The organism is Sporosarcina sp. CAU 1771 (genome assembly GCF_054482775.1).
In genome coordinates this window covers 34,593-54,257 of record NZ_JBTLRN010000005.1, presented here as the reverse complement: position 1 = coordinate 54,257, position 19,665 = coordinate 34,593, and the positions used below count along the sequence as shown (strand labels likewise).

At 37.5% G+C, this 19,665-nt stretch carries 24 protein-coding genes; 9 read left to right on the top strand and 15 right to left on the bottom strand.

All coding sequences use genetic code 11. The features are described 5' to 3' along the window. Nucleotides 1–183 precede the first annotated feature (183 nt). Nucleotides 184–423 (top strand): DUF2626 family protein, encoded by a 240-nt coding sequence (locus ACXYMX_RS06225; RefSeq protein ID WP_459043380.1) that lies wholly within the window; start codon nt 184–186, stop codon nt 421–423. 52 nt (nt 424–475) lie between these two features. Here the strand turns inward: ACXYMX_RS06225 and ACXYMX_RS06220 are convergent, their stop codons facing one another. Beyond that, complete coding sequence (locus tag ACXYMX_RS06220; protein ID WP_459043379.1) at nt 476–1,114, bottom strand: MBL fold metallo-hydrolase; 639 nt, start codon at nt 1,112–1,114, stop codon at nt 476–478. Nucleotides 1,115–1,274: 160 nt separating this feature from the next. Here ACXYMX_RS06220 and ACXYMX_RS06215 point away from each other — a divergent pair, with 160 nt between their 5' ends. Continuing rightward, nucleotides 1,275–1,451: a DUF2759 domain-containing protein gene (locus tag ACXYMX_RS06215; RefSeq protein WP_459043378.1), complete on the top strand. Its 177-nt coding sequence runs from the start codon at nt 1,275–1,277 to the stop codon at nt 1,449–1,451. 40 nt (nt 1,452–1,491) lie between these two features. On the opposite strand, the gene ACXYMX_RS06210 is transcribed toward ACXYMX_RS06215, so the two are convergent. From ACXYMX_RS06210 to rpmG, 5 genes are all read right to left on the bottom strand, one after another. Further along, the gene (locus tag ACXYMX_RS06210; RefSeq protein WP_459043377.1) at nt 1,492–2,589 is read right to left on the bottom strand and encodes a YqgU-like beta propeller domain-containing protein; all 1,098 of its coding nucleotides are present in this window, start codon (nt 2,587–2,589) and stop codon (nt 1,492–1,494) included. Nucleotides 2,590–2,671: 82 nt separating this feature from the next. Next, nucleotides 2,672–4,570 (bottom strand): LTA synthase family protein, encoded by a 1,899-nt coding sequence (locus tag ACXYMX_RS06205; protein ID WP_459043376.1) that lies wholly within the window; start codon nt 4,568–4,570, stop codon nt 2,672–2,674. A 123-nt stretch (nt 4,571–4,693) separates the two neighbouring features. Next, nucleotides 4,694–4,900: a YqgQ family protein gene (locus tag ACXYMX_RS06200; RefSeq protein ID WP_459043375.1), complete on the bottom strand. Its 207-nt coding sequence runs from the start codon at nt 4,898–4,900 to the stop codon at nt 4,694–4,696. Then, nucleotides 4,897–5,475: a 5-formyltetrahydrofolate cyclo-ligase gene (locus ACXYMX_RS06195; protein WP_459043374.1), complete on the bottom strand. Its 579-nt coding sequence runs from the start codon at nt 5,473–5,475 to the stop codon at nt 4,897–4,899. Before ACXYMX_RS06195 ends, ACXYMX_RS06200 begins: the two co-directional genes overlap by 4 nt. Before the next feature lie 60 nt (nt 5,476–5,535). After that, complete coding sequence (gene rpmG / locus ACXYMX_RS06190) at nt 5,536–5,685, bottom strand: 50S ribosomal protein L33 (protein WP_459043373.1); 150 nt, start codon at nt 5,683–5,685, stop codon at nt 5,536–5,538. Nucleotides 5,686–5,853: 168 nt separating this feature from the next. Here rpmG and ACXYMX_RS06185 point away from each other — a divergent pair, with 168 nt between their 5' ends. Both ACXYMX_RS06185 and ACXYMX_RS06180 read left to right on the top strand, forming a co-directional pair. Then, nucleotides 5,854–6,213 carry a hypothetical protein gene (locus ACXYMX_RS06185; protein ID WP_459043372.1) on the top strand — a complete coding sequence of 120 codons (360 nt, stop codon included), beginning with the start codon at nt 5,854–5,856 and terminating at the stop codon, nt 6,211–6,213. Next, nucleotides 6,214–6,693, top strand: a complete 480-nt coding sequence (locus ACXYMX_RS06180) for a hypothetical protein (RefSeq protein ID WP_459043371.1) — start codon at nt 6,214–6,216, stop codon at nt 6,691–6,693. 58 nt (nt 6,694–6,751) lie between these two features. Here ACXYMX_RS06180 and ACXYMX_RS06175 read toward each other — a convergent pair whose 3' ends face one another. The 4 genes from ACXYMX_RS06175 to ACXYMX_RS06160 form a co-directional block, all read right to left on the bottom strand. After that, nucleotides 6,752–8,911, bottom strand: a complete 2,160-nt coding sequence (locus tag ACXYMX_RS06175; protein WP_459043370.1) for a peptidoglycan D,D-transpeptidase FtsI family protein — start codon at nt 8,909–8,911, stop codon at nt 6,752–6,754. Between the two features lie 105 nt (nt 8,912–9,016). After that, nucleotides 9,017–9,619 carry a superoxide dismutase gene (locus ACXYMX_RS06170; RefSeq protein ID WP_459043369.1) on the bottom strand — a complete coding sequence of 201 codons (603 nt, stop codon included), beginning with the start codon at nt 9,617–9,619 and terminating at the stop codon, nt 9,017–9,019. 123 nt (nt 9,620–9,742) lie between these two features. Further along, nucleotides 9,743–10,225, bottom strand: a complete 483-nt coding sequence (locus ACXYMX_RS06165) for a DUF456 domain-containing protein (protein ID WP_459043368.1) — start codon at nt 10,223–10,225, stop codon at nt 9,743–9,745. Nucleotides 10,226–10,248: 23 nt separating this feature from the next. Beyond that, nucleotides 10,249–11,883 carry a Na/Pi cotransporter family protein gene (locus ACXYMX_RS06160; protein ID WP_459043367.1) on the bottom strand — a complete coding sequence of 545 codons (1,635 nt, stop codon included), beginning with the start codon at nt 11,881–11,883 and terminating at the stop codon, nt 10,249–10,251. A 201-nt stretch (nt 11,884–12,084) separates the two neighbouring features. Between ACXYMX_RS06160 and ACXYMX_RS06155 the strand changes: the two genes are divergently transcribed. The 4 genes from ACXYMX_RS06155 to ACXYMX_RS06140 all read left to right on the top strand — a co-directional run bounded on the left by ACXYMX_RS06155 (nt 12,085) and on the right by ACXYMX_RS06140 (nt 14,758). Beyond that, nucleotides 12,085–12,591, top strand: coding sequence for a DUF1189 family protein (locus ACXYMX_RS06155; protein ID WP_459043366.1), 507 nt, complete (start codon nt 12,085–12,087; stop codon nt 12,589–12,591). A 46-nt stretch (nt 12,592–12,637) separates the two neighbouring features. Continuing rightward, nucleotides 12,638–12,976 (top strand): hypothetical protein, encoded by a 339-nt coding sequence (locus tag ACXYMX_RS06150; protein WP_459043365.1) that lies wholly within the window; start codon nt 12,638–12,640, stop codon nt 12,974–12,976. Between the two features lie 76 nt (nt 12,977–13,052). Continuing rightward, nucleotides 13,053–14,174, top strand: a complete 1,122-nt coding sequence (ispG, locus tag ACXYMX_RS06145; protein ID WP_459043364.1) for a flavodoxin-dependent (E)-4-hydroxy-3-methylbut-2-enyl-diphosphate synthase — start codon at nt 13,053–13,055, stop codon at nt 14,172–14,174. After that, the gene (locus tag ACXYMX_RS06140; protein ID WP_459043363.1) at nt 14,171–14,758 is read left to right on the top strand and encodes a 5' nucleotidase, NT5C type; all 588 of its coding nucleotides are present in this window, start codon (nt 14,171–14,173) and stop codon (nt 14,756–14,758) included. The genes ispG and ACXYMX_RS06140 overlap by 4 nt, the downstream gene beginning before the upstream one ends. A gap of 43 nt (nt 14,759–14,801) precedes the next feature. On the opposite strand, the gene ACXYMX_RS06135 is transcribed toward ACXYMX_RS06140, so the two are convergent. From ACXYMX_RS06135 to ACXYMX_RS06125, 3 genes are read right to left on the bottom strand one after another with little or no spacing between them, the layout of a single operon-like run. Beyond that, on the bottom strand, nt 14,802–15,218 hold the full coding sequence (locus tag ACXYMX_RS06135) for a Fur family transcriptional regulator (RefSeq protein ID WP_459043362.1): 417 nt from the start codon (nt 15,216–15,218) through the stop codon (nt 14,802–14,804). Then, a complete protein-coding gene (locus ACXYMX_RS06130) occupies nt 15,215–16,078 on the bottom strand; it encodes a metal ABC transporter permease (RefSeq protein WP_459043361.1) in 864 nt (287 codons plus the stop codon). Before ACXYMX_RS06130 ends, ACXYMX_RS06135 begins: the two co-directional genes overlap by 4 nt. Next, entirely contained in the window at nt 16,075–16,845 is a 771-nt protein-coding gene (locus tag ACXYMX_RS06125; RefSeq protein ID WP_459043360.1) for a metal ABC transporter ATP-binding protein, read from the bottom strand. The genes ACXYMX_RS06130 and ACXYMX_RS06125 overlap by 4 nt, the downstream gene beginning before the upstream one ends. Nucleotides 16,846–17,067: 222 nt before the next feature. Here ACXYMX_RS06125 and ACXYMX_RS06120 point away from each other — a divergent pair, with 222 nt between their 5' ends. Next, on the top strand, nt 17,068–17,316 hold the full coding sequence (locus ACXYMX_RS06120; protein ID WP_459043359.1) for a hypothetical protein: 249 nt from the start codon (nt 17,068–17,070) through the stop codon (nt 17,314–17,316). Nucleotides 17,317–17,406: 90 nt separating this feature from the next. Here the strand turns inward: ACXYMX_RS06120 and ACXYMX_RS06115 are convergent, their stop codons facing one another. Together ACXYMX_RS06115 and ACXYMX_RS06110 are read right to left on the bottom strand one after the other, a co-directional pair. Further along, nucleotides 17,407–18,318 carry a deoxyribonuclease IV gene (locus ACXYMX_RS06115; RefSeq protein WP_459043358.1) on the bottom strand — a complete coding sequence of 304 codons (912 nt, stop codon included), beginning with the start codon at nt 18,316–18,318 and terminating at the stop codon, nt 17,407–17,409. Then, nucleotides 18,315–19,610 carry a DEAD/DEAH box helicase gene (locus tag ACXYMX_RS06110; protein WP_459043357.1) on the bottom strand — a complete coding sequence of 432 codons (1,296 nt, stop codon included), beginning with the start codon at nt 19,608–19,610 and terminating at the stop codon, nt 18,315–18,317. The genes ACXYMX_RS06115 and ACXYMX_RS06110 overlap by 4 nt, the downstream gene beginning before the upstream one ends. Nucleotides 19,611–19,665: the final 55 nt, after the last annotated feature.

Sequence of the window (19,665 nt, the reverse complement as noted above, 5' to 3'; positions counted from 1 at the left end):
TCAATTTTATAATTCAGTCCGAATTACGGCCCAAAAATCAAATTTCAATTTTGCGGGTTAAAAAACGACCTAACTACACCTCTTTGTCACAATCATTAACCAATTGAAGTTTACTTTTATAAGTGGTATCCTTTATAATGAATATGAGCTTATTGTAATGTTTTTTTAAGGAGGGACGCACACATGGATAACATGTTTAAACTGATGGGCTGGTGGACTGGTATTTTCGCAGTGATGTTTTTTGTAGGTGGAATGTATACTGCTTCACTTCTTTTTGTCGCTAGTACAATTTTCTTCTTACTGCTTGGATACCTAAATCTGACAGAGCGTATGTACATGTACATGTTCGGCGCTTACCTGATGGTGTTCATGGTCGGTTTCAGTTATTACTCGACATTCATACACGTTCCAGGACAGCACTAATCGAAACAAAAAAACAGCCTATCAATGGCTGTTTTTTTGTTTCAGTATTTTATTAAAAACCTCTTAAAAACGGATTCGAAGCCTTTTCACGTTCTGGTGTAGTTTTCGGACCGTGTCCCGGATAGATTACAAAGTCGTTATCCAAGGTCAACAACTTAGTACGAATGGAAGACAGCAACAAATCTGTGTCACCGGCAATTAAATCCGTTCTTCCAATACTATTTTGAAACAACGTATCCCCTACAACTGCAAACTTCCCTTCCTTAAAAATAAAGGAAACACTCCCAGGAGAATGCCCAGGGGTGTGACGTGTTTCTAAAGTAAACGACCCTATTTTCAAAGTTTTATCTCCATATAACAAATGTTCTGCTTCTCGAGTTGCAACATTCGGTAATCCTGGATACTTACCCGATCCATTAAGAGCAGGATCTGTGAGCCATTCATTTTCATCTTGATGAATATAAACGGCTATGGAAAAGTAATCTCTAATTGCATCGAGAGCGCCAATGTGATCGAAATGTGCATGCGTTAATAAAATTGCTGTAGGTATTAATTCAGCTTTTTCAACTTCTTTAATAATTCTCTGGCTCTCTTCACCAGGATCAATAATTAAACAATGACCCTCTTCGTTTTGAACAATATAACAATTCGTTTGAATTGGACCTAATGGATATGTACTAATTTTCAACATTTAGTCAGCCTCCCTATAGCTATATTAACGAACCGACGTAACGATTTCAAACAATCGTCACTTATTAACCTCGACAAACTTACTTGTAAACATTACAATAGAGGAGGAGTATTACTAAATTTGTATTTAATTTTTTTGTCTTGAAAGGAGTGTCATTACGATGAACTTATTAATGATTATTTTTGGTCTCGTTGGAATTCTTGCGGCTGTCGGTACATTTCAAGCTATTAAAGAACGTAACGTTTTGGGCATCCTTTTCAACGTTGGTGCTTGTGTAGTTTTCGGTGGTTTCACAATCGCGACAATTATTTTCCAAGGCTATCCAGTTTATTTGTAACAGAAAAAGAACCTTTGCATAATTTGCAGAGGTTCTTTTTTTATTCATCAAAATGAATCCATCTATTTTTTTCACCTAAAGGTATGTCAATTAGATTCTCTCCAAAATCTCCGGTCAAACACTTCGTACCCTCCGGTGAGCATCTTAAAAAGGTAGACAAACCAACGTCCGCCACAACCTTCTTTTCTCCATCTACTATATGAAAGAGTCGATAAGGAGACGTAAGCTCATCAAGTTGTCCCCCCTCATCAGGCGAGGACATAAAGAGCTTGTCTTCAGATATCCAAGAAAATTCCGGGAAAATCCATTCAGAATAATTGCTGACGGCAGGATTAAACCATTCAACAGTAGGATTTCCCTCCACATCGATTAATGTATAAATTGCTTTCTGCTCACCATCAACTTTAACTGTCAGCAGTGAATTACCGTATGTATCAAGGTAAACGATATTTGTAAGATCGGTAATTTCTTCTTCCCCAGTATTCATATTTAATAGCATTAGTGTACTGCCATCTAATGGATGACCTTCAAATAAATTTATGACGATACGATCTGTACCGTACCACTTTGGAAACGGATCTCCGCTTTCAATTAATTTAAGAACTTCTTCATCCGGATTGTATAAAAACACATCGAAAGACCAGTCTTGATGAAACGCCGTTAACAGAACAAGTGACGGATCTAAATCATTCCATTCAATTGCAAGTTCAGAAGACTCTAACGTAATCTCATGATGAATCGTACCGTCTAATGAAAGTATTTTAAGTACTGCGGATGTAGGATTGTCAGTCGTATGAAGTAGAATATACTCCTTCGAAGGATGGATGAGGACGTCTGCAATTATCGATATGTCTTTATGTATTATTTCTATTTTTCCTGTTTCCAGGTTAAATGATTTCACATAATAAAAGTTCGATTCTTTCTCAACAAATAAAACCTCAAAGTCTGAAAGCCAATCGGCAACAAAGTGGAATTTAGAAGTATTTGTTTGCAGTGTTTTAAGCTCTACTTCTTCTTTAATTGGATTTTCTTCTATAGGTTCAAGTGGTTGAATTGGTTCTTCCACGTCTTCTGTCTTCGCTACGCAGCCTCCCATCAATAATAGTGTCACAATTAAGAAGTAAAGCAATCGTCTCACCAGCACACGCTCCTTTCTATCCAAGTTCTACTTTCTATAAAAAAATTCTGCACGGAGTAACTCCGCGCAGTAGTTATTGGTTTTATTTCATTTTATTTTCGCGAAGTATTGGTTGATTCCTATCGTCTTCTTTAAAACGAAGAAGATCTCCAATAATTGTCCGATCTGAATATCCAAGTTCTGTTGCTGCTCGCTCGATAAATGGTTCACAGCCAGCAATATCTGTTTCTTCACTTGTTTCAGTATCGTAACAAACATCTTTCACAAAAACATGTTGATTCGTAACGAATCGACCATCCCTGAAGATTACAAACGGTTCATGATCTGGCGACAGTATATCTGAACCGAACTGAAGGTCTCCCTTTGTTTCGATACCCATAAGATGTAGCAATGTCGGGCGCAGATCTAATTGTCCAGAAACCTCATCAATAACTTCACCTTCACCTGAGCCGGGAATATGAATATATAATGGAACACTTTGCAATTTAGCATTGTCATATTCAGTAATTTCTTTATCCAAATACATACCCATCGCTTTATTATGGTTTTCAGAAATACCATAATGGTCACCGTACATCACGATAATCGAATTATCATATAAACCTTTTTCTTTCAATTCATCAAAAAGTACTTTAATCGCTTCATCCATGTAACGAACAGCTTGGAAATACTTATTTAATGTCTTTGAATTGGAATCATACGGTTCGATTAGCATATCTTCTTCATCCAAATCGAAAGGGTAGTGATTTGTTAATGTAATTAGTCTTGAATAAAAAGGTTGAGGCATGTCTTGCATATATGCTACAGACTGTTCAACAAAAGGAATATCTTTCATTCCCCAGTTAACCGCTTGACCTTCTCCTATCACATAACTTTCAACATCATAAAATTTTTCAACATTTAACGAATCGTACATTATATCGCGATTCCAAAAACTACGGTTATTTGCGTGCATTACATTTGTAAAGTAGCCATTTTCACCTAAACGTTCGGAAAACGAATCGTACGTATTTCCACTATTCGTGAAGAAAACTGCTCCACCATTCACTCCGTATAATGAGTTTTCTAAAATAAACTCAGAATCCGATGTTTTACCGAGACCGGTTTGATGGTAGAAATCTGAGAAGTAAAATGTGTCTGGATCTTTTGTAAGCTCATTTAAAAACGGAGTAATTACTTGCCCGTTCATTTCTTCATTAATAACAAAGGATTGTAGTGATTCTAGTGAAACAGCAATTATATTGCGTCCTTCTGCAAGCCCAAACTTCTCGGGATCAGGTTGAGCATATTTCGCATTGATATAGTTACTCACTTCTACTAGTTCACTGCCATCAGCAAGTGCACGCTGAGCATGTGATTTTGATTGAAGAAAAACATCATAAATATGATAATTATAAGCACCAATATTTTTCACTAAGATTTCTCTGTCAAAACTACGTGTAAGTAGCTGTGGTCTTTCTGCTTCTGCTAAACTAAGATTTAACATCAATATTGCAGCAGTCATTACGAAATAAAGTTTACGAGCCACTTTCCCTTGTTTTTCAGTTTGTTCAAATTTAGGGATGAACTTTATTGCTACTAGTATAATCATTACATCAGCAAAGAAAAAGATATCTGTCAAATTCATATTGCCTGTAACTGAACTTGATAAATCTCCGAAGTTACTCGTTTGAAATAAAACAGGGAGTGTTATAAAGTCACTAAAAAAACGGTAAAAGACGGCATTACTAAACATGACTATCGATGTCAATATACTAACTGTAACTATATAGATGTTTCGCCTCTTCGTACTTTTCATAAATAATGCAATTCCATAAACAAACAAAAGAAAACTAAGCGGGTTTAAGAATAGAATAAATTCTTGCATCCCATTATCGATTTTCATATTAAAGCTCGTAATATATCCAACGTACGTTGTAACCCACGTTGCAATGATTGCTATGATGAGTACGGAATGTTTCGGCAAACTAAATTTCTTCATTCCTTCTCTTCCTTTCAGATATACGATAAATTTTGTAATTTGATTCACTCTTTAATAGACGGTTGAAGTCTCTAGAAGTTTCTATTTTAGACGTAAATAGGTACTAAAGTTTTCAATTTAGGACTATTCACTTACCTTGAACTCTTCTTTGATCTCTTCATTTCGTAAAACAACCAACGCTAGTAAATAATCATCTTTTAACAATAATCCACTTTCGTAAAGATCCCTCACTTCAGACTCCATTAAAATGATATCATCTTTTCGGTTCCCAGTATAAATATAGACACCAAATCTTTTCAATAAGTTAATGATTCCAAGCAGATCCTTCATAGTTGTTCACCTTTCCGACACGATATCCGACTTTTCTCAGTAAGTATTGCCCCAATCCCGATATCATGACTCTCTACTGGGACATTGAATCCAACTTGGCATTCAAACGCTAACGACAAAGTATTCCCTTTATATGTCTTTAAATAACGATCGTAATACCCTCCTCCAAATCCAATACGATATCCATCGTTGGAATATACAACTCCCGGTACAATTTGAAGTTCAATTTCACTTTGTGGAACTCTTGTTGTTTCCGATGCAATTGGCTCCAGTAAATCCATATATACAATTTCTAACTCATCAAAAGAAGTAATTTTATGAAACTCCATCATCCGCGTTTCTCGAATACACCTCGGCACGACAACTACCTTCCCCATATCCCAAACTCGTTCTATGAGTTTCCGTGTTTCAACTTCAGGGAATCGAGAGATTGTTATCCCGATTGTTTGCGCAGTCTTAAACTCTTCGGAGGAAAAAAAGCGATCTGTGATTGCTCGTGACAATTGATTATATTCCTGCAGATTCATCTTATTCAAACGAAAAAGCATATCGGCTCTTAATCTATTCTTATTCATATCTATACCCCATATCGGCAATAAAAAACCAAAACCGAAATTGGTTTTGGTCTGAGCGATTTATTTTGTTTCACGGTGCAAAGTTTGTTTCATTTCACGTGAGCAATATTTGTTCATTTCAAGACGTTCTGGGTTATTACGTTTGTTTTTCTTTGAAGTATAATTGCGCTCACCACATTCTGTGCAAGCTAGTATAATATTTGTGCGCATTGTTGTCCCTCCCACTCATCAGTAGATAACAGTTCATATGAGCATGATTTATTCGACTTCTCAATTATAACACAGCGTTTTAAAATAGCCAATAAAAAAGAATGAAATTACCCTAATGAAATACTTATGTTAAAATAGACAAAAGAACTTAACTTAGGATGTGGATATATGGATTTTCCATTGGTTTTAATTGTTATTGGATTAGTTGCGATTGTAGCCTCTTTCTTTCTAGGCAATTCGAGTAGTAACTATTCCGACGAACTTGAAAAAGTATCAATGAGTTTACATCAAGAAACAAGCGGGTTAAAGAAACGATTAAGAGCTGTTGAAGAAGAATTAATGATTGGCGTAGGACCTGTAAATACAAAAATCCAAAAGAAGAGTTCTATAAAACCAATTCATGAAATTATTGTCAATCAGATTTTATCTCTTCAAGCACAAGACTTTTCTGTCGAAGACATTGCTAAAAGATCCTCCTTGTCGAAGGAAGAAGTCCTTTCAGTTCTTCGAGAGAAAGGCGAGATTTAATTGATACGTGAGATTTTACGCACACTTGGGGGTGCATGTATACTTGCGGGTACTTTACTTTATTTCGTTCAGACAGATGATGATGGTAAGTCAAGTAACGAAACAGTAAGTGGGCTACAAGCCAAGGTGGATACTCTCCAAGAAAAACTAAATTCAACACAAATAGAACTGTCCAATCTACAAACGGCTTCTTCTGTGGATACTAAAGAAGATGATAAGCAAGTAAATCCACAGAAAGAGGAGCCCGTAGATGTTAACGAGGAGCCACTTGAAAATTCAACTTTCGTAATTTCACCTGGCACAGATTCAGCAACGGTTGCCCAATTACTTGTTGAACAAGGGATTCTCAACGAAACTGCACATTTTGAACTTTACTTAGAAGCTAAGGGGTTAAATGGAAGGATTCAAATTGGTGAATACGACCTTGATTCGACGATGTCAATCGAACGTATTGCCAAAATAATTACAACGCCGAATTAAAAATAGCAGACCTATCAGCTAGAACTCTAGCCTGGTAGGTCTGCTATTCACTTATATACTATTCTTCTCTTTCCAAAGGAGGTTGTATCTCATTAAGTGTATTAAAATCATTTAATTGTCCACTCCGCGCTTCTTTCAATTCGAAATACGCGTCCAATGCAGCAACTGCAAGTTGGTTATGAAATGGTTTATATTTACTTTGGTTTGTGGATATATGTGGGATGATTACTGCGAAAGCAACTTCAGGATTGTCATAAGGCGCATAACCCACATGAGATAAGTTAATTGTATTGTATTTCTTTCCATCTACGTAAACTTCGTCTTGGGCTGTTCCTGTCTTCCCTGCAGCATCGTATGATTTTCCTTTTAGATACCCAAACGCGGAACCTTTTGCCCCGTAATAAGTATGGTACATTCCACGCTTTACTTGTGTTATCTCTTGTTCAGTATTGTTGATTCGATTTAACACCTTTGATTCACTCTCCTGAACAAGTGGACCAAAATGCTTTCCATCTTCAGAGGGTTCACGAATTTCTTTCAATACTTTAGGTGCAATGCGGTACCCATCATTCGCAATCGTAGACACATACTGCGCAAGTTGTAACGTTGTATATGTAGCGTATTGGCCAATTGAATAGTCCAAAATCAAACCGGGGTTATCAGGCATTCCAGGTATACGAACAGCTTCCCCAGGTAAATCAATTCCAGTTTTAGATCCAAGTCCAAAAGATTCGTATGAATTTCGCATTGTTTCAAATGCATATGCTCTATCTAATGATAAGTTCCCACCTCTACGATAGGTACCGTTTCCAATAGCAAGTGCAGTTTTAAACATATACACGTTAGAAGAACGACCAATTGCCTCGATATCAGAAATGGAAATTTGATTAAATGAACGGTTAAAGATCGAACTTTTTTTGAGTCCATTTGAAAAAAGTAACATCTCATCTATTTTACGTTCTCCAAGGCGCGCAGCTCCTTCTTGGTAGCCCGTTAAAAGTGTTGCCATTTTAACAGTTGAACCTGGAACATATGAATCTGTGAATGTTCCGAACGCGTAATCTCTCACTTCGCGTTTCCCAGTTTCCCTGTCTGTAACTATTTGCTTGCCTACTAGAGCAAGTACTTCACCGTTCTTGGGATTCATCATAACAAGAAAAGCACGGTCAAGCATTTGTGAATTGGGTTCTGCTTTTGCTTGTAACAATTGATCAGTGAGTGCAAGCTCCAGATTATGTTGCAATTCACTATCAAATGTAAGTATCAAATCTTTACCCGGAATTCCAGCATTCACTGTTTTTGTTTCAATAACTTTACCACTTCGATCTTTAATGTTTTTTGCAATTGCTTTTTGACCCTTCAATAAATCTTCATACGTTTTTTCAAGAAAGCTTCTACCAACCCGGTCATTCATCGAATAATCTCTCCAAAGGAAATAATCCAAGTCTGTCCTTGGTAACCCTTCCCTTGTATTCGTCGTAGTTCCAAGTACCGTCGCGGTTGACTTTCGGACGCGGTCCCAGTCAGTCGTTGTATTTACGCCAGGAAGATCTCCTAACTGTTCCGACACCGTTGCATATTCAACATCCGATACGTTGCCACTCTTTACAATTTGCGGTGAGTAAGCGTATCCCGACATCATTTCTCTGTAAATAGCTAGAACCTCTAGATCTCTTTCAGAAAAAGAATTAATTTCGGCATCTGTAATTCGTTGCCGAGTTCTACGATTAACTTCCCGTTGGACTTCTGAAGTTGAACCTTCAATTTCTCCCACTTCTTCTTTGGGTACTTTCATAGCTGCTGCTTCTCTATTTTTCAATATCCAAAAGTCTCTCTTATCACCGAGCGTGACTCTATTTGTATCCTGTTCAATTAAATCTGCTAATTTTTCTGCAACTTCTAAAATTTCACTTGAAGAAGTTCTTGATGTTTTCGTGTAGGTAATAGCATTCTTCGGTTCATTATCTACCAGTATTCTTCCGTCTCTGTCAAAGATCCGACCTCTAGGAACACTTGTATTTATCGGGATTTCCTCAGTTTTTTCAAGTCTTAGAACATACTCTTCGCCTTTTACGATTTGTAAATAACCTAGTCTAAATATAAGCAATGAGAAGAGGATGAATATCGAAAAGAATAGGAAGTTCATTCTAAATGTTAGTATTTTCCGTTGTCGAACTTTGGCTTCATCTACTTTTCTTTTTCTAATCGGCTGTTTCAATCAATCACTCCTCTCTAACTATCAATTATCGATTATACCATCTCCAATAAAAAAAGCACATATCTTGTGACGAACAAGATACGTGCTTAGTTTCAAAAATCGTACTTATTTGTTAAAACGCTTTGCAACTTCTTCCCAATCGACTACATTCCAGAATGCAGCAATATAATCAGGACGACGGTTTTGGAAGTTTAAGTAGTAAGCATGCTCCCAAACATCTAATCCAAGAAGTGGAGTTTTACCTTCCATTAATGGAGAGTCTTGGTTTGCAGTTGACATTACTTCTAATTCTCCGTCATTAAGTGCTAGCCATGCCCAACCTGAACCGAAACGAGTAGCTCCTGCGTTAGCAAATGCTTCTTTAAAAGCATCAAAGCTACCAAATTTCTTATCGATTGCTTCTGCTAATGCACCTGTTGGAGTGCCTCCGCCTTTTGGACAAAGAATTTCCCAGAACAATGTGTGGTTAGCATGTCCTCCACCATTATTACGAACTGCTGTACGAATGTTTTCAGGAACAGCGTCTAAATCAGAAATAAGTTCCTCGATACTTTTACTAGCAAGATCCTCATGGCCCTCTAGTGCTTTGTTAACGTTTGTAATGTAAGCATTGTGGTGTTTAGTGTGATGAATATTCATCGTTTCTTTGTCGATATGTGGCTCAAGTGCATCATATGCATAAGGTAATTCAGGTAATGTGTATCCCATTATTAAATTCCTCCTAATAAGTTTCTTTTGTGTATTCCACTATTAATACTAGCAAAATTTGGACACGCATTCAAATAAAACGGACTATTGTAAAAAGTACTTGTCTATATTTTATATGTTTTGTTAGATTACAAACACCATGAATACAATAATCATTACAATCATAATGGATCCTTTTGTAATTATTGATGTGAGAAATCCAATCAGAGAACCTACACCTGTCTTAATAGATTGTTTTAGACCAGAGCGTGTAACTATAAGCTCTGCAAGTACCGCACCTAGAACAGGCCCTATGAGTATACCAGCGACAGGAATTACAAATGGTCCAACCAGTAGACCAATCGTACTTCCCCACATTCCCGCCTTCGAGCCACCAAATTTTTTCACACCTACTAAACTCGAGAGCACATCCGCTCCAAATAATAAAATAATAAACAACACTTGAATTACCCAAAAAAACCAGTTCATTTCATCAAATGAAACAACAAAGCCATATGCCAGAAATCCAAGCGCCATAAATAAGGCCGACGGAATAATTGGGTAAATCAGGCCTGCAAAAGCAACTACGAAAAATACTATAGCTATTAGCCAACCTATAATTTCCATTTAGTTGCCCCCTTCACCACATTTTAGTAACCGCGTTTACCGAGAATAGCCTCGGATATGTTTACTGCATGGTCACCTATACGTTCTAAATTCGATACAATATCAACAAATACCATGCCGGCTTGTGCCGTACAATTGCCTTCATTCAAACGTAAAATGTGATTCTTCCTAAATTTACGTTCCATTTTATCGATTAAATCTTCTTTTTCTGAAACCGTTCTAGCAAGGTTCATGTCATTTAAATCCAATGAATCAACAGCTTTTTGAACCGTTTCAATCGTCAGTGTAAACATTTCAGTAAGATCATCCATCGCATCTTCTGTCAATTTCACTCGATTTACGTCTCTATAATCAATTAACTCAATAATGTTTTCAAAGTGGTCACCAATTCGTTCAATATCACGCACAGTTTCCATTAAAACAACATGACGTGCTGATTCAACAGGAGAGATACTTACTGCAGAAATTTCAATTAAGTAATCCGTTATCTTTCGATCTAGATTATTAATTGCATCTTCTATTTGATATCCTGTTTCCGCATGTTTTTTATGTCCTGTTTTCAAATACTCATACGTTTCTTTTAATCCCTGTATACTGAACTCGCCCATTCGAACTACTTCTTCTTTAGCTTGTCCAATTGCGACTGCAGGAGATTGTTCGATGAAGTGACGATCTAAGTGTTTAGGTTTGTATTCAATTGTTACGTCTTCACCTGGTATCAATTTAGTTACTAAAAATGCCCAAAACCCGATAAGCGGAAACTGAATAATTGTATTTGCAATGTTAAATGAACCATGGGCAAAAGCAATTTGCATTTTCTTTTCAAGTCCCAGAAGTGTCGATAGCCACTCAACATATGCCGTAAATGGAATTAGTAGTATTAAGAAAATTACTGACCCAAGAACGTTAAATAGAACATGTGTCGCAGCTGCACGTCTTGCAGCAACTGACACCCCAATAGAAGCTAATACAGCCGTTATTGTGGTTCCTATATTATCTCCAAAAAGAATCGGGAGTGATGCTTTTAAATCGATTAGGTTTTCAGAGTAGAGACCTTGTAAGATACCAACTGTTGCACTAGAGCTTTGAACAATCAGGGTAAACACCGTACCTACGACAACCCCAAGAAACGGATGATTACTCATAGATACTGTCAACTCAGCAAATGAAGGCAAACTTCTAAGTGGTGACATCCCCCCACTCATTAACTCCAAGCCTAGAAACAGACCACCAAAACCGAAAACTACTTCACCAAAGTTTTTAATTTCATTTTTCTTAAAGAAGAAAATCATAAATGCACCTACAGCCATAATAGGTAGCGCATATGCTCCTACATCCAAACCAATAATGAATGCAGTGACTGTCGTTCCAATATTCGCCCCCATAATAACGCCAATCGATTGACGAAGGGTCATAAATCCAGCACTAACTAGGCCAACTGTAATTACAGTCGTTCCTGAACTCGATTGAATAAGAACTGTTACGATAATTCCTACGAGAATACCCATAATTGGATTTGTTGTAAATCGATCAAGAATATCACGGAGCCTGTCTCCTGCTACTTTTTGGAGACCATCCCCCATATATTTAATCGCGAACAAGAAAATTCCCAGTCCACCAAAAAACTGGAACAACATTTCCTGCCAGTTAATATCCATTCAATAGTCAACCCCAATCATTCTTTTCTTTAACATACTAATTATGCAGATGCCGAACGCCTATTGTAAATAGAAACAGAGCAATCTTTACAATACCTTAACAATTGAATACAGAAATGACATGAAAATGTCGAAATCTGTTCTTACCTGATTGTTGTACAAAAATGGTAGACTAATCTATAAGGTAAGGAGGTTGTCGATTTGAAATTCCATCAAATAGTGAGTGCTAGTCTGAACCAACCCAAAAAGTTGGCAGCATTCCGACTATTACCCATAGGAAAAGTATTCTCCTATGTGTTTATTTTTGTGGCGTTTTTCACTGGAATATCTTTCATCCGATTTATCGGTGGAGATGTTGTCCTTTTCGAAAATTCACCTGAATTAATGGAACACGCACAAACAATAGGCTCATTAATTTATCCGATTGCTTTTTTAATGCAACTTGTAATAGGCACTTTCTATATTTTTATTCGAATAACCATATTTGCCTATGTCGGGGTACTTCTCATTAAAGTGTTCAAAAGGCGTGGTCAGTTTCTTCATATATGGAGAACATCAGCAATTGCACTAACGGTTCCGATTTTAATAACCGTCGTTTTCGATCTGTTTCCAATCGTAAATGGTATTACCAGTACTTTCATTACTTCAATCGTTCATATCATTTATATTGCACTCGCAGTTCAGTATTACCCAAAACAGTCTCGATGAATATCCTCACTTTTATCCGCATATAGTTTCGGATAGGGGGGATTCTATGAGAATACTATTACTCGCAATTATACTTTTTATAACGATTCATTTTATCCGAATAGATTTTGCTGAAGGAACCATCCCAATGGCTTCATTTGCGAATCAACCTGATACTTGCATAGAAAATGAAACTATATCGATACCTGTGACGTCAGTTGAAGGAGATACAATTGAATCATTGTTTGCACTTTACCCTGACACGTCAACGGGTTTCATTGAACGTTTGAATAACTTTTACGTATTAAATCCACACCTCAAGCTTCAGGATTTAATAGGAGGAGAAACTATATTAGTTCCCATTTCTCGAAAATTAACTACAACTTGTACGGATTCCAAGGTATAAGTGTTGTCTTTTTCCGAGTTTGATTGCTAAAATAGATAGAAGCAAAACGGCTTAAGCCAACTAAGGAGAGAACCTAATGTCCGAAGTAATAAAAAGAACTAATACCCGTCCAGTCCGCATTGGTAACTTGACCATCGGCGGAAGCGACGAATTATTCATTCAAAGTATGACCACAACTAAAACACATGACGTAGAAGCTACAGTTGCTGAAATTAAGCGACTTGAAGACGCTGGCTGTCAAATCGTACGTGTAGCTTGTCCCGATGAGAGAGCTGCTTATTCAATCGGTGAAATTAAAAAACAAATCAACATCCCTTTGGTAGTTGATATTCACTTTAGTTATAAGCTAGCTTTAATCGCTATCGAACAAGGTGCAGATAAAATTCGCATCAACCCTGGTAACATAGGAAGACAGAGATACGTAGAAGAAGTTGTTAACGCAGCCAAAGCGAAAGGGATTCCAATCCGTATCGGAGTAAACGCCGGTTCCCTCGAGAAGAAAATTCTTGAAAAGTACGGGTATCCAACTGCCGATGGTATGGTAGAAAGTGCACTTCACCATATTAAGATTCTTGAAGACCTTGATTTCCACGATATTATCGTGTCTTTAAAAGCATCTGATGTAAATCTTGCTGTTGAAGCGTACATGAAAGCTGCTGCAGCGTTTGATTACCCTCTTCACCTAGGGATTACTGAGGCAGGAACGTTGTTTTCTGGCTCGATAAAGAGCGCCGCAGGGTTAGGTACACTTTTATCCGCAGGGATTGGAAACACTCTCAGGGTATCGTTAAGTGCCGATCCAGTACAAGAAGTTAAAGTTGCACGTGAGCTACTGAAAATTTTCGCTCTTTCTTCTAATGCTGCGACACTTATTTCTTGTCCAACTTGCGGAAGAATAGAAATTGATTTGATTGCAATTGCAAATGAAGTAGAAGAATATATCTCAACAATTAAAGCACCCATAAAAGTGGCTGTTCTTGGTTGTGCAGTTAACGGTCCTGGTGAAGCACGCGAAGCAGATATAGGGATTGCTGGTGCAAGAGGAGAAGGTTTGCTGTTCATGAAGGGCGAAATTGTTCGTAAAGTTCCAGAAGAAACGATGGTCGATGAGCTAAAGATCGAGATCGATAAACTTGCGGAAGAATATTTCGAGAAAAAAAGACAGGAAGAACTTCTCTTGTCAGAAGGTGCAAAATGAAAAACGTTCGCTTCGGTATAGATATTGACGGTACTGTCACTTGCCCAACGTCGCTTCTTCCTCATATTAATGAACAATTTGGATGCAAGCTTGAACTAGATGACATAAAAGAATACGACTTAACAAAAGCGTTCCCAATAGATCATAAAACGTTTTATGAATGGTATAAGACGGCGGAGGGGCATATTTACGACACTTCCCCTCCTCAAGCCTTTGCAAAAGAAATTTTATCAACTTGGAATTCCCAGTTTGAGCTGTTTTATATCTCTGCACGTGGAAGTAATGTTTATGATATAACCCAAAATTGGTTCGAACGTGAAATTATTCCATTTGACCATATTGAATTAATAGGTAGTCATCATAAAATTGAAGCAGCAAAAAATCTTGGTGTTCATGCATTCTTCGAAGATAAACATGATAATGCTGTGGAAATTCATGAAGAACTGGATATTCCTGTTATATTATTTGATGCACCTTACAACCGCAAACCCATTCCAGAAGGGGTCATTCGTGTCCACGATTGGAATGAAGCAAACGAACACATACAACAATTGTTTCTTAGCGAAGAACTTTTAGGTAAATAAAAAGACAGTGTAGATTCTCTTCAAAGAGATCTACACTGTCTTTTTAGTTTGTCACACAAAGCGGACACTTGCCGTAAATTTCAAATTTATGCCCTTCTACTTCATATTCAGGTAAATTTACCGTAAGTAAATCCATCGGGCAGTCCGGAATGTTTTTAGTTTTTCCACATGTTGTACAAATAAAATGATGATGATGAACACCAGGGTCACACTGCATCCGAAAATGGCGCTCACCTGTTAAATCTGTTTCTTCCAAAATACCAAGTTCTGAAAATGTAGTGAGATTGCGATAGATTGTGTCAAAGCTAATTCCGGGATTAGCTTCTTCCATAAAGCTTTTAACATCTGCAGCTGTCATATACTTGTCATTTTTTGAAAAGAAATGAAGTATCGTTTCTCGATTTTTCGTTCGCTTAAATTGTTGTTTTTGAAGTATCTCCCAAGCTTCGTCAAGCGTCATAACAACTCGCCCCCTAGCTGCGTCTTTCGTCTACCTTCGAATTTCTTCCAAGCGAGTACAACAAGTAATATAGCAATTGAAGTCAAGACTATAGTGCCGCCTGGTGCTATATCTAGGTAAAAAGCTGTGACAAGGCCAATTAAAACCGCCGCCTCACCGAAAATGATTGAATAGATTAATGCACCTTTAAAACTTTTAGCCAGCTGAATCGATGCCGCTACAGGAATTGTCATTAAGGACGAGACAAGTAAAATACCTACAATCCTCATTGAGGCACCAATAACGAGTGCTGTAATTACCATAAAGAATATTTGAATGTACTTTGAATTAACACCTGAAACTTTCGCATATTCGGGGTCAAAAGATAACACAAAAAGTTCTTTATATAAAAACCGAATATACCCAACAACAATGATTGCAATGACAAGAACAATGAATAAATCTTGTCGACTCACCGCAGAAACGGAACCAAATAAGTAACCGATTAAGTCGGAGCTAAAGCCTTTAGACAATGAAATGAAAATAGCGCCTAAACCGATACCCGCAGATAAAATAACGGGAATCGCGAGTTCCTCGTAATGTTTATAGGTGCCCCTTAACTTTTCTATTAATAAGGATCCTGCGACAGCCGAACCAATACCTAAATAAATCGGGTTAAGTGCAGTAAAAAACAGTACTTGTTGACTTAAATATAAGCTTCCGGCAATTCCGGCAAGTGAAACGTGGCTCAATGCATCCGCAATTAACGCGAGTCGCCGAACAACTATGAACAAGCCTAAAAGAGGTGCAATTACACCGATTATTAGTCCAGATATAAAAGCATTTTGTAAAAATTCATACGTTAAAATAGCGCTAATCATTGCTTGCCCACCTCCGCATGCTGATGGACCCGCCTTACAGGATGACCATACCATCTAGAAACTTGTTCATCACCTAGCTGTTTGTAGTCTGATTGGACACCATGAAAATGCATCGTTCGGTTTAAACATGCCACATGCGTCGCAAGATCCGTCACCAAATCAATTTCATGTGTCACCAGCAAAATTGCTATTCCGTGGTCACGGTTCAATTCATTCAGCATAGTATAAAATGAATTTACATTCTGTTGATCAATCCCAACAGTTGGTTCATCCATAACAAGCAATTCAGGATCTCCTACAAGAGCTCTAGCAATAAAAACACGTTGTTGTTGCCCTCCGGATAACTCACCGATATTTCTACTGGCAAACCGATCCATACCGACGATTTTTAAAGCACTTAATACCTTTTTATCATCATTCTTTTTGAAGCTTACAAATAAACCTTTTTTACGTGTTAGTCCACTTCGAACTACTTCTAAAACCGTTGCTGGAAAACCTGAGTTAAATGAATTCGATTTCTGTGAAACATAACCGATTCGTTCTCGTTGTTTAAAAGTTTCAATAGGAGCACCGAACAATTTAATGGAGCCGGAATCGGGTTTTAGTAAACCCAATATTATATTGATCAACGTAGATTTACCAGAACCGTTCGGGCCTATTAGCGCCCAGAACTCCCCCTGTCGAACGTTTAAAGTAATATTTTCTAGGACTGTTGTATGTTCGTAACGAAAAGCTACATCGTCCAATTCTATTAAGATATTTTTCATGACTTGTTCCTTTCCACCTAAGTAGGAATCATTCCGATTGCTACAAATAAATTATAAACGATGAGTTGACAAGAAACAACCATTTGACTCAAACAAGCTTCCATGAACTCTTATTAAATCCCTGCAGAAAGATGAACACTAGGATAGAACGTTTTGTAAAGTGGGAGGTAAGCTTTTAAAAGACAAAAGTAAGTCTCAGCTCCGTCAAGAAAGGATGAATTTATGGATTATGCAGAGCTTTTACATCAGATTAGTATGAGTGATGATTACGGTGCACAGCAAATTGCGAAGTCTTACGGAATTAACCTTACAATCTCAGAAATTCAAGCATTACGCCCTTTACTTAGTGAGATTTCCTTTCATTGGATATTCACAGGAATTCCAGAGAGTTTTGTGAATAAAGTTGCGCAAGCAATTGGTTCAAAAAAAGCAGAAATGTTGTTTCGTATGTATTTAGATGCCAAAAAATAAAGTGGTAACCAAAGACTTATAACATATAAGTCCTAGGTTACCAAGAGTTTCAAACGTTCTATTATGACTTAGTTAGCTCATATATACATCTTAAATGACTCTTAACGAGTCTATTTTTTCTGGTTGAAACACGTTTTCTTGAAACATTTCAATTTCAAATTTATAAGGAGCCGATTTCTTTTTTGGGTCTACCCCTGGCACATATGGCGTTTCCAAAATTTTAGGTACGTCTTTAAAGTCCTTATGATGAACAATATAAGATAATGAACCGAATCCAATATGACCGAAGCCAATATTCTCATGTCGATCCTTCATAGCCCCTTGTTCATTTTTGCTATCATTTACATGGATAACAGAAATTCTTTCTTTACCAACGATTTGATCAAACTCTTTTAATACACCCTCAAAGTCATTCACAATATCATAACCAGCGTCATGAACATGGCAAGTATCGAAGCAAACGGATAATCGTTCATTATTCTTCACGCCATCAATGATTTTAGCAATCTCATCAAAGTTCCGTCCACATTCTGTCCCTTTTCCTGCCATTGTTTCAAGAGCAATGCGCACTGGGAAATCTTGTGACAAGACTTCATTTAAACCTTCAATAATTTTCGCGATTCCTTTATCTACACCCGCACCCACATGCGCGCCTGGGTGCAAAACGATTTCAGTCGCTCCAAGTGCCGCTGTTCGTTCAATTTCTTTTTGAAGAAAGTCTACTCCAAGCGCGAATGTTTCAGGCTTAGTCGTATTGCCAAGATTAATAATATACGGCGCATGGACAATTATATTTGATATTCCGTTGTCTGCCATATGTGTACGCCCTAATTCTATATTTAAATCTTCAATCGGCTTTCTTCGTGTATTTTGAGGAGCACCGGTGTAAATCATAAATGTGTTAGAACCGTAACTTGCTGCTTCCTCGCTAGAACCAAGCAACATCTTACTGCCGCTCATTGAAACATGAGAACCAAGAAGTAAAGAATTGTCTTTAATCATTTTTTACGCTTAATTCTCCTTTCGCGCTTTTTAATCATTTCCATTTTTTGAGTCATTTTCTTTTTGTATCCAGGCTTTACCTTAGCGGGCTTCTGAACAAAAGAAGAAACTTTCCGATCAATATCATCGACTTGTTTCACACGATTTTTTCTTGCATGTCGCTCTTTTACCTCAACCCAATGTCCAGCTTTTACTTCTTCATGAATGAATGGAACACCCATTTGTTCAATACGTACAATTTTATCATCTTCTGACGGATCATATAGCGTAATTGCATGACCTTCTAGACCTGCACGAGCTGTTCTACCCACCCTGTGGATAAAGAATTCAAGTTCATCTGGTAACTCGTAGTTCACAACATGACTGACACCTGGGATGTCAATTCCTCTTGCCGCAAGATCAGTTGCGACGATAAATTGAAAGTCTAAATCACGAATTCGTTTCATCATACGCGTACGTTCCCGTGGCGATAAATCACCGTGAATTCTACCCGTTTTGATTCCTGATTCAGCAAGGAAATCTGCAAGTCTGTCTGCATTTTGCCTCGTGTTCGTAAATATAATTGCTAAATAAGGAGAGATTCCTTCAAGTACTTGGAGTAATTTCTTTTGCCTATCCATCCCACGTACCGGGACTAAAGAATAACGCATTCCTTCAGTCAATGATTTCTGTTTTCCGATTTGAATATGTGCAGGCGATTCCATATATTTTGAAAGAAATGGCTTCAGCTTCTCTGGAATTGTCGCAGAAAAGACATACATTTCAAGATTTACTGGCATTTTTGAAGCGAACTTATCGATATCTTCAATAAAACCCATATCAAATGCAAGATCGGCTTCGTCAATAACTAGAATTTTAGCTGTATGAATAGCAAGTGCACCATTTTCAGCCATATAACTAATCCTACCTGGAGTTCCAACGATGATTTGTGGATTCGATTTTAGTTTTCCAACTAACCGTTCCTTATCCGTACCTCCAATTAAGAGTGTAGTACGAATCGTAGTACCTTCAATCATTTTAGCTAACTCATTATACAATTGCGTTGCAAGTTCCCGAGTTGGTGCAACAATAACGGCTTGCAGCTCATCAGCTGCCTCGTCTAAACGTTCCAATGTAGGGATAAGGAAACTATGTGATTTCCCTGTACCCGTGTGTGCTTGACCAATTGCGCTTGTCCCTTTTAAGATAAGCGGAATGATTTCTTTCTGAATCGGTGTCGGACTTTCAAACCCGAGCCCCCCGATAGCTTCCCGAATAAACGGCTTAAATTTATAATCTGTGAATTTTGACATTAAAATGCCTCCTAACCTTATTCTATTGTATCACGATTTCGTTCCGCCGTATGTG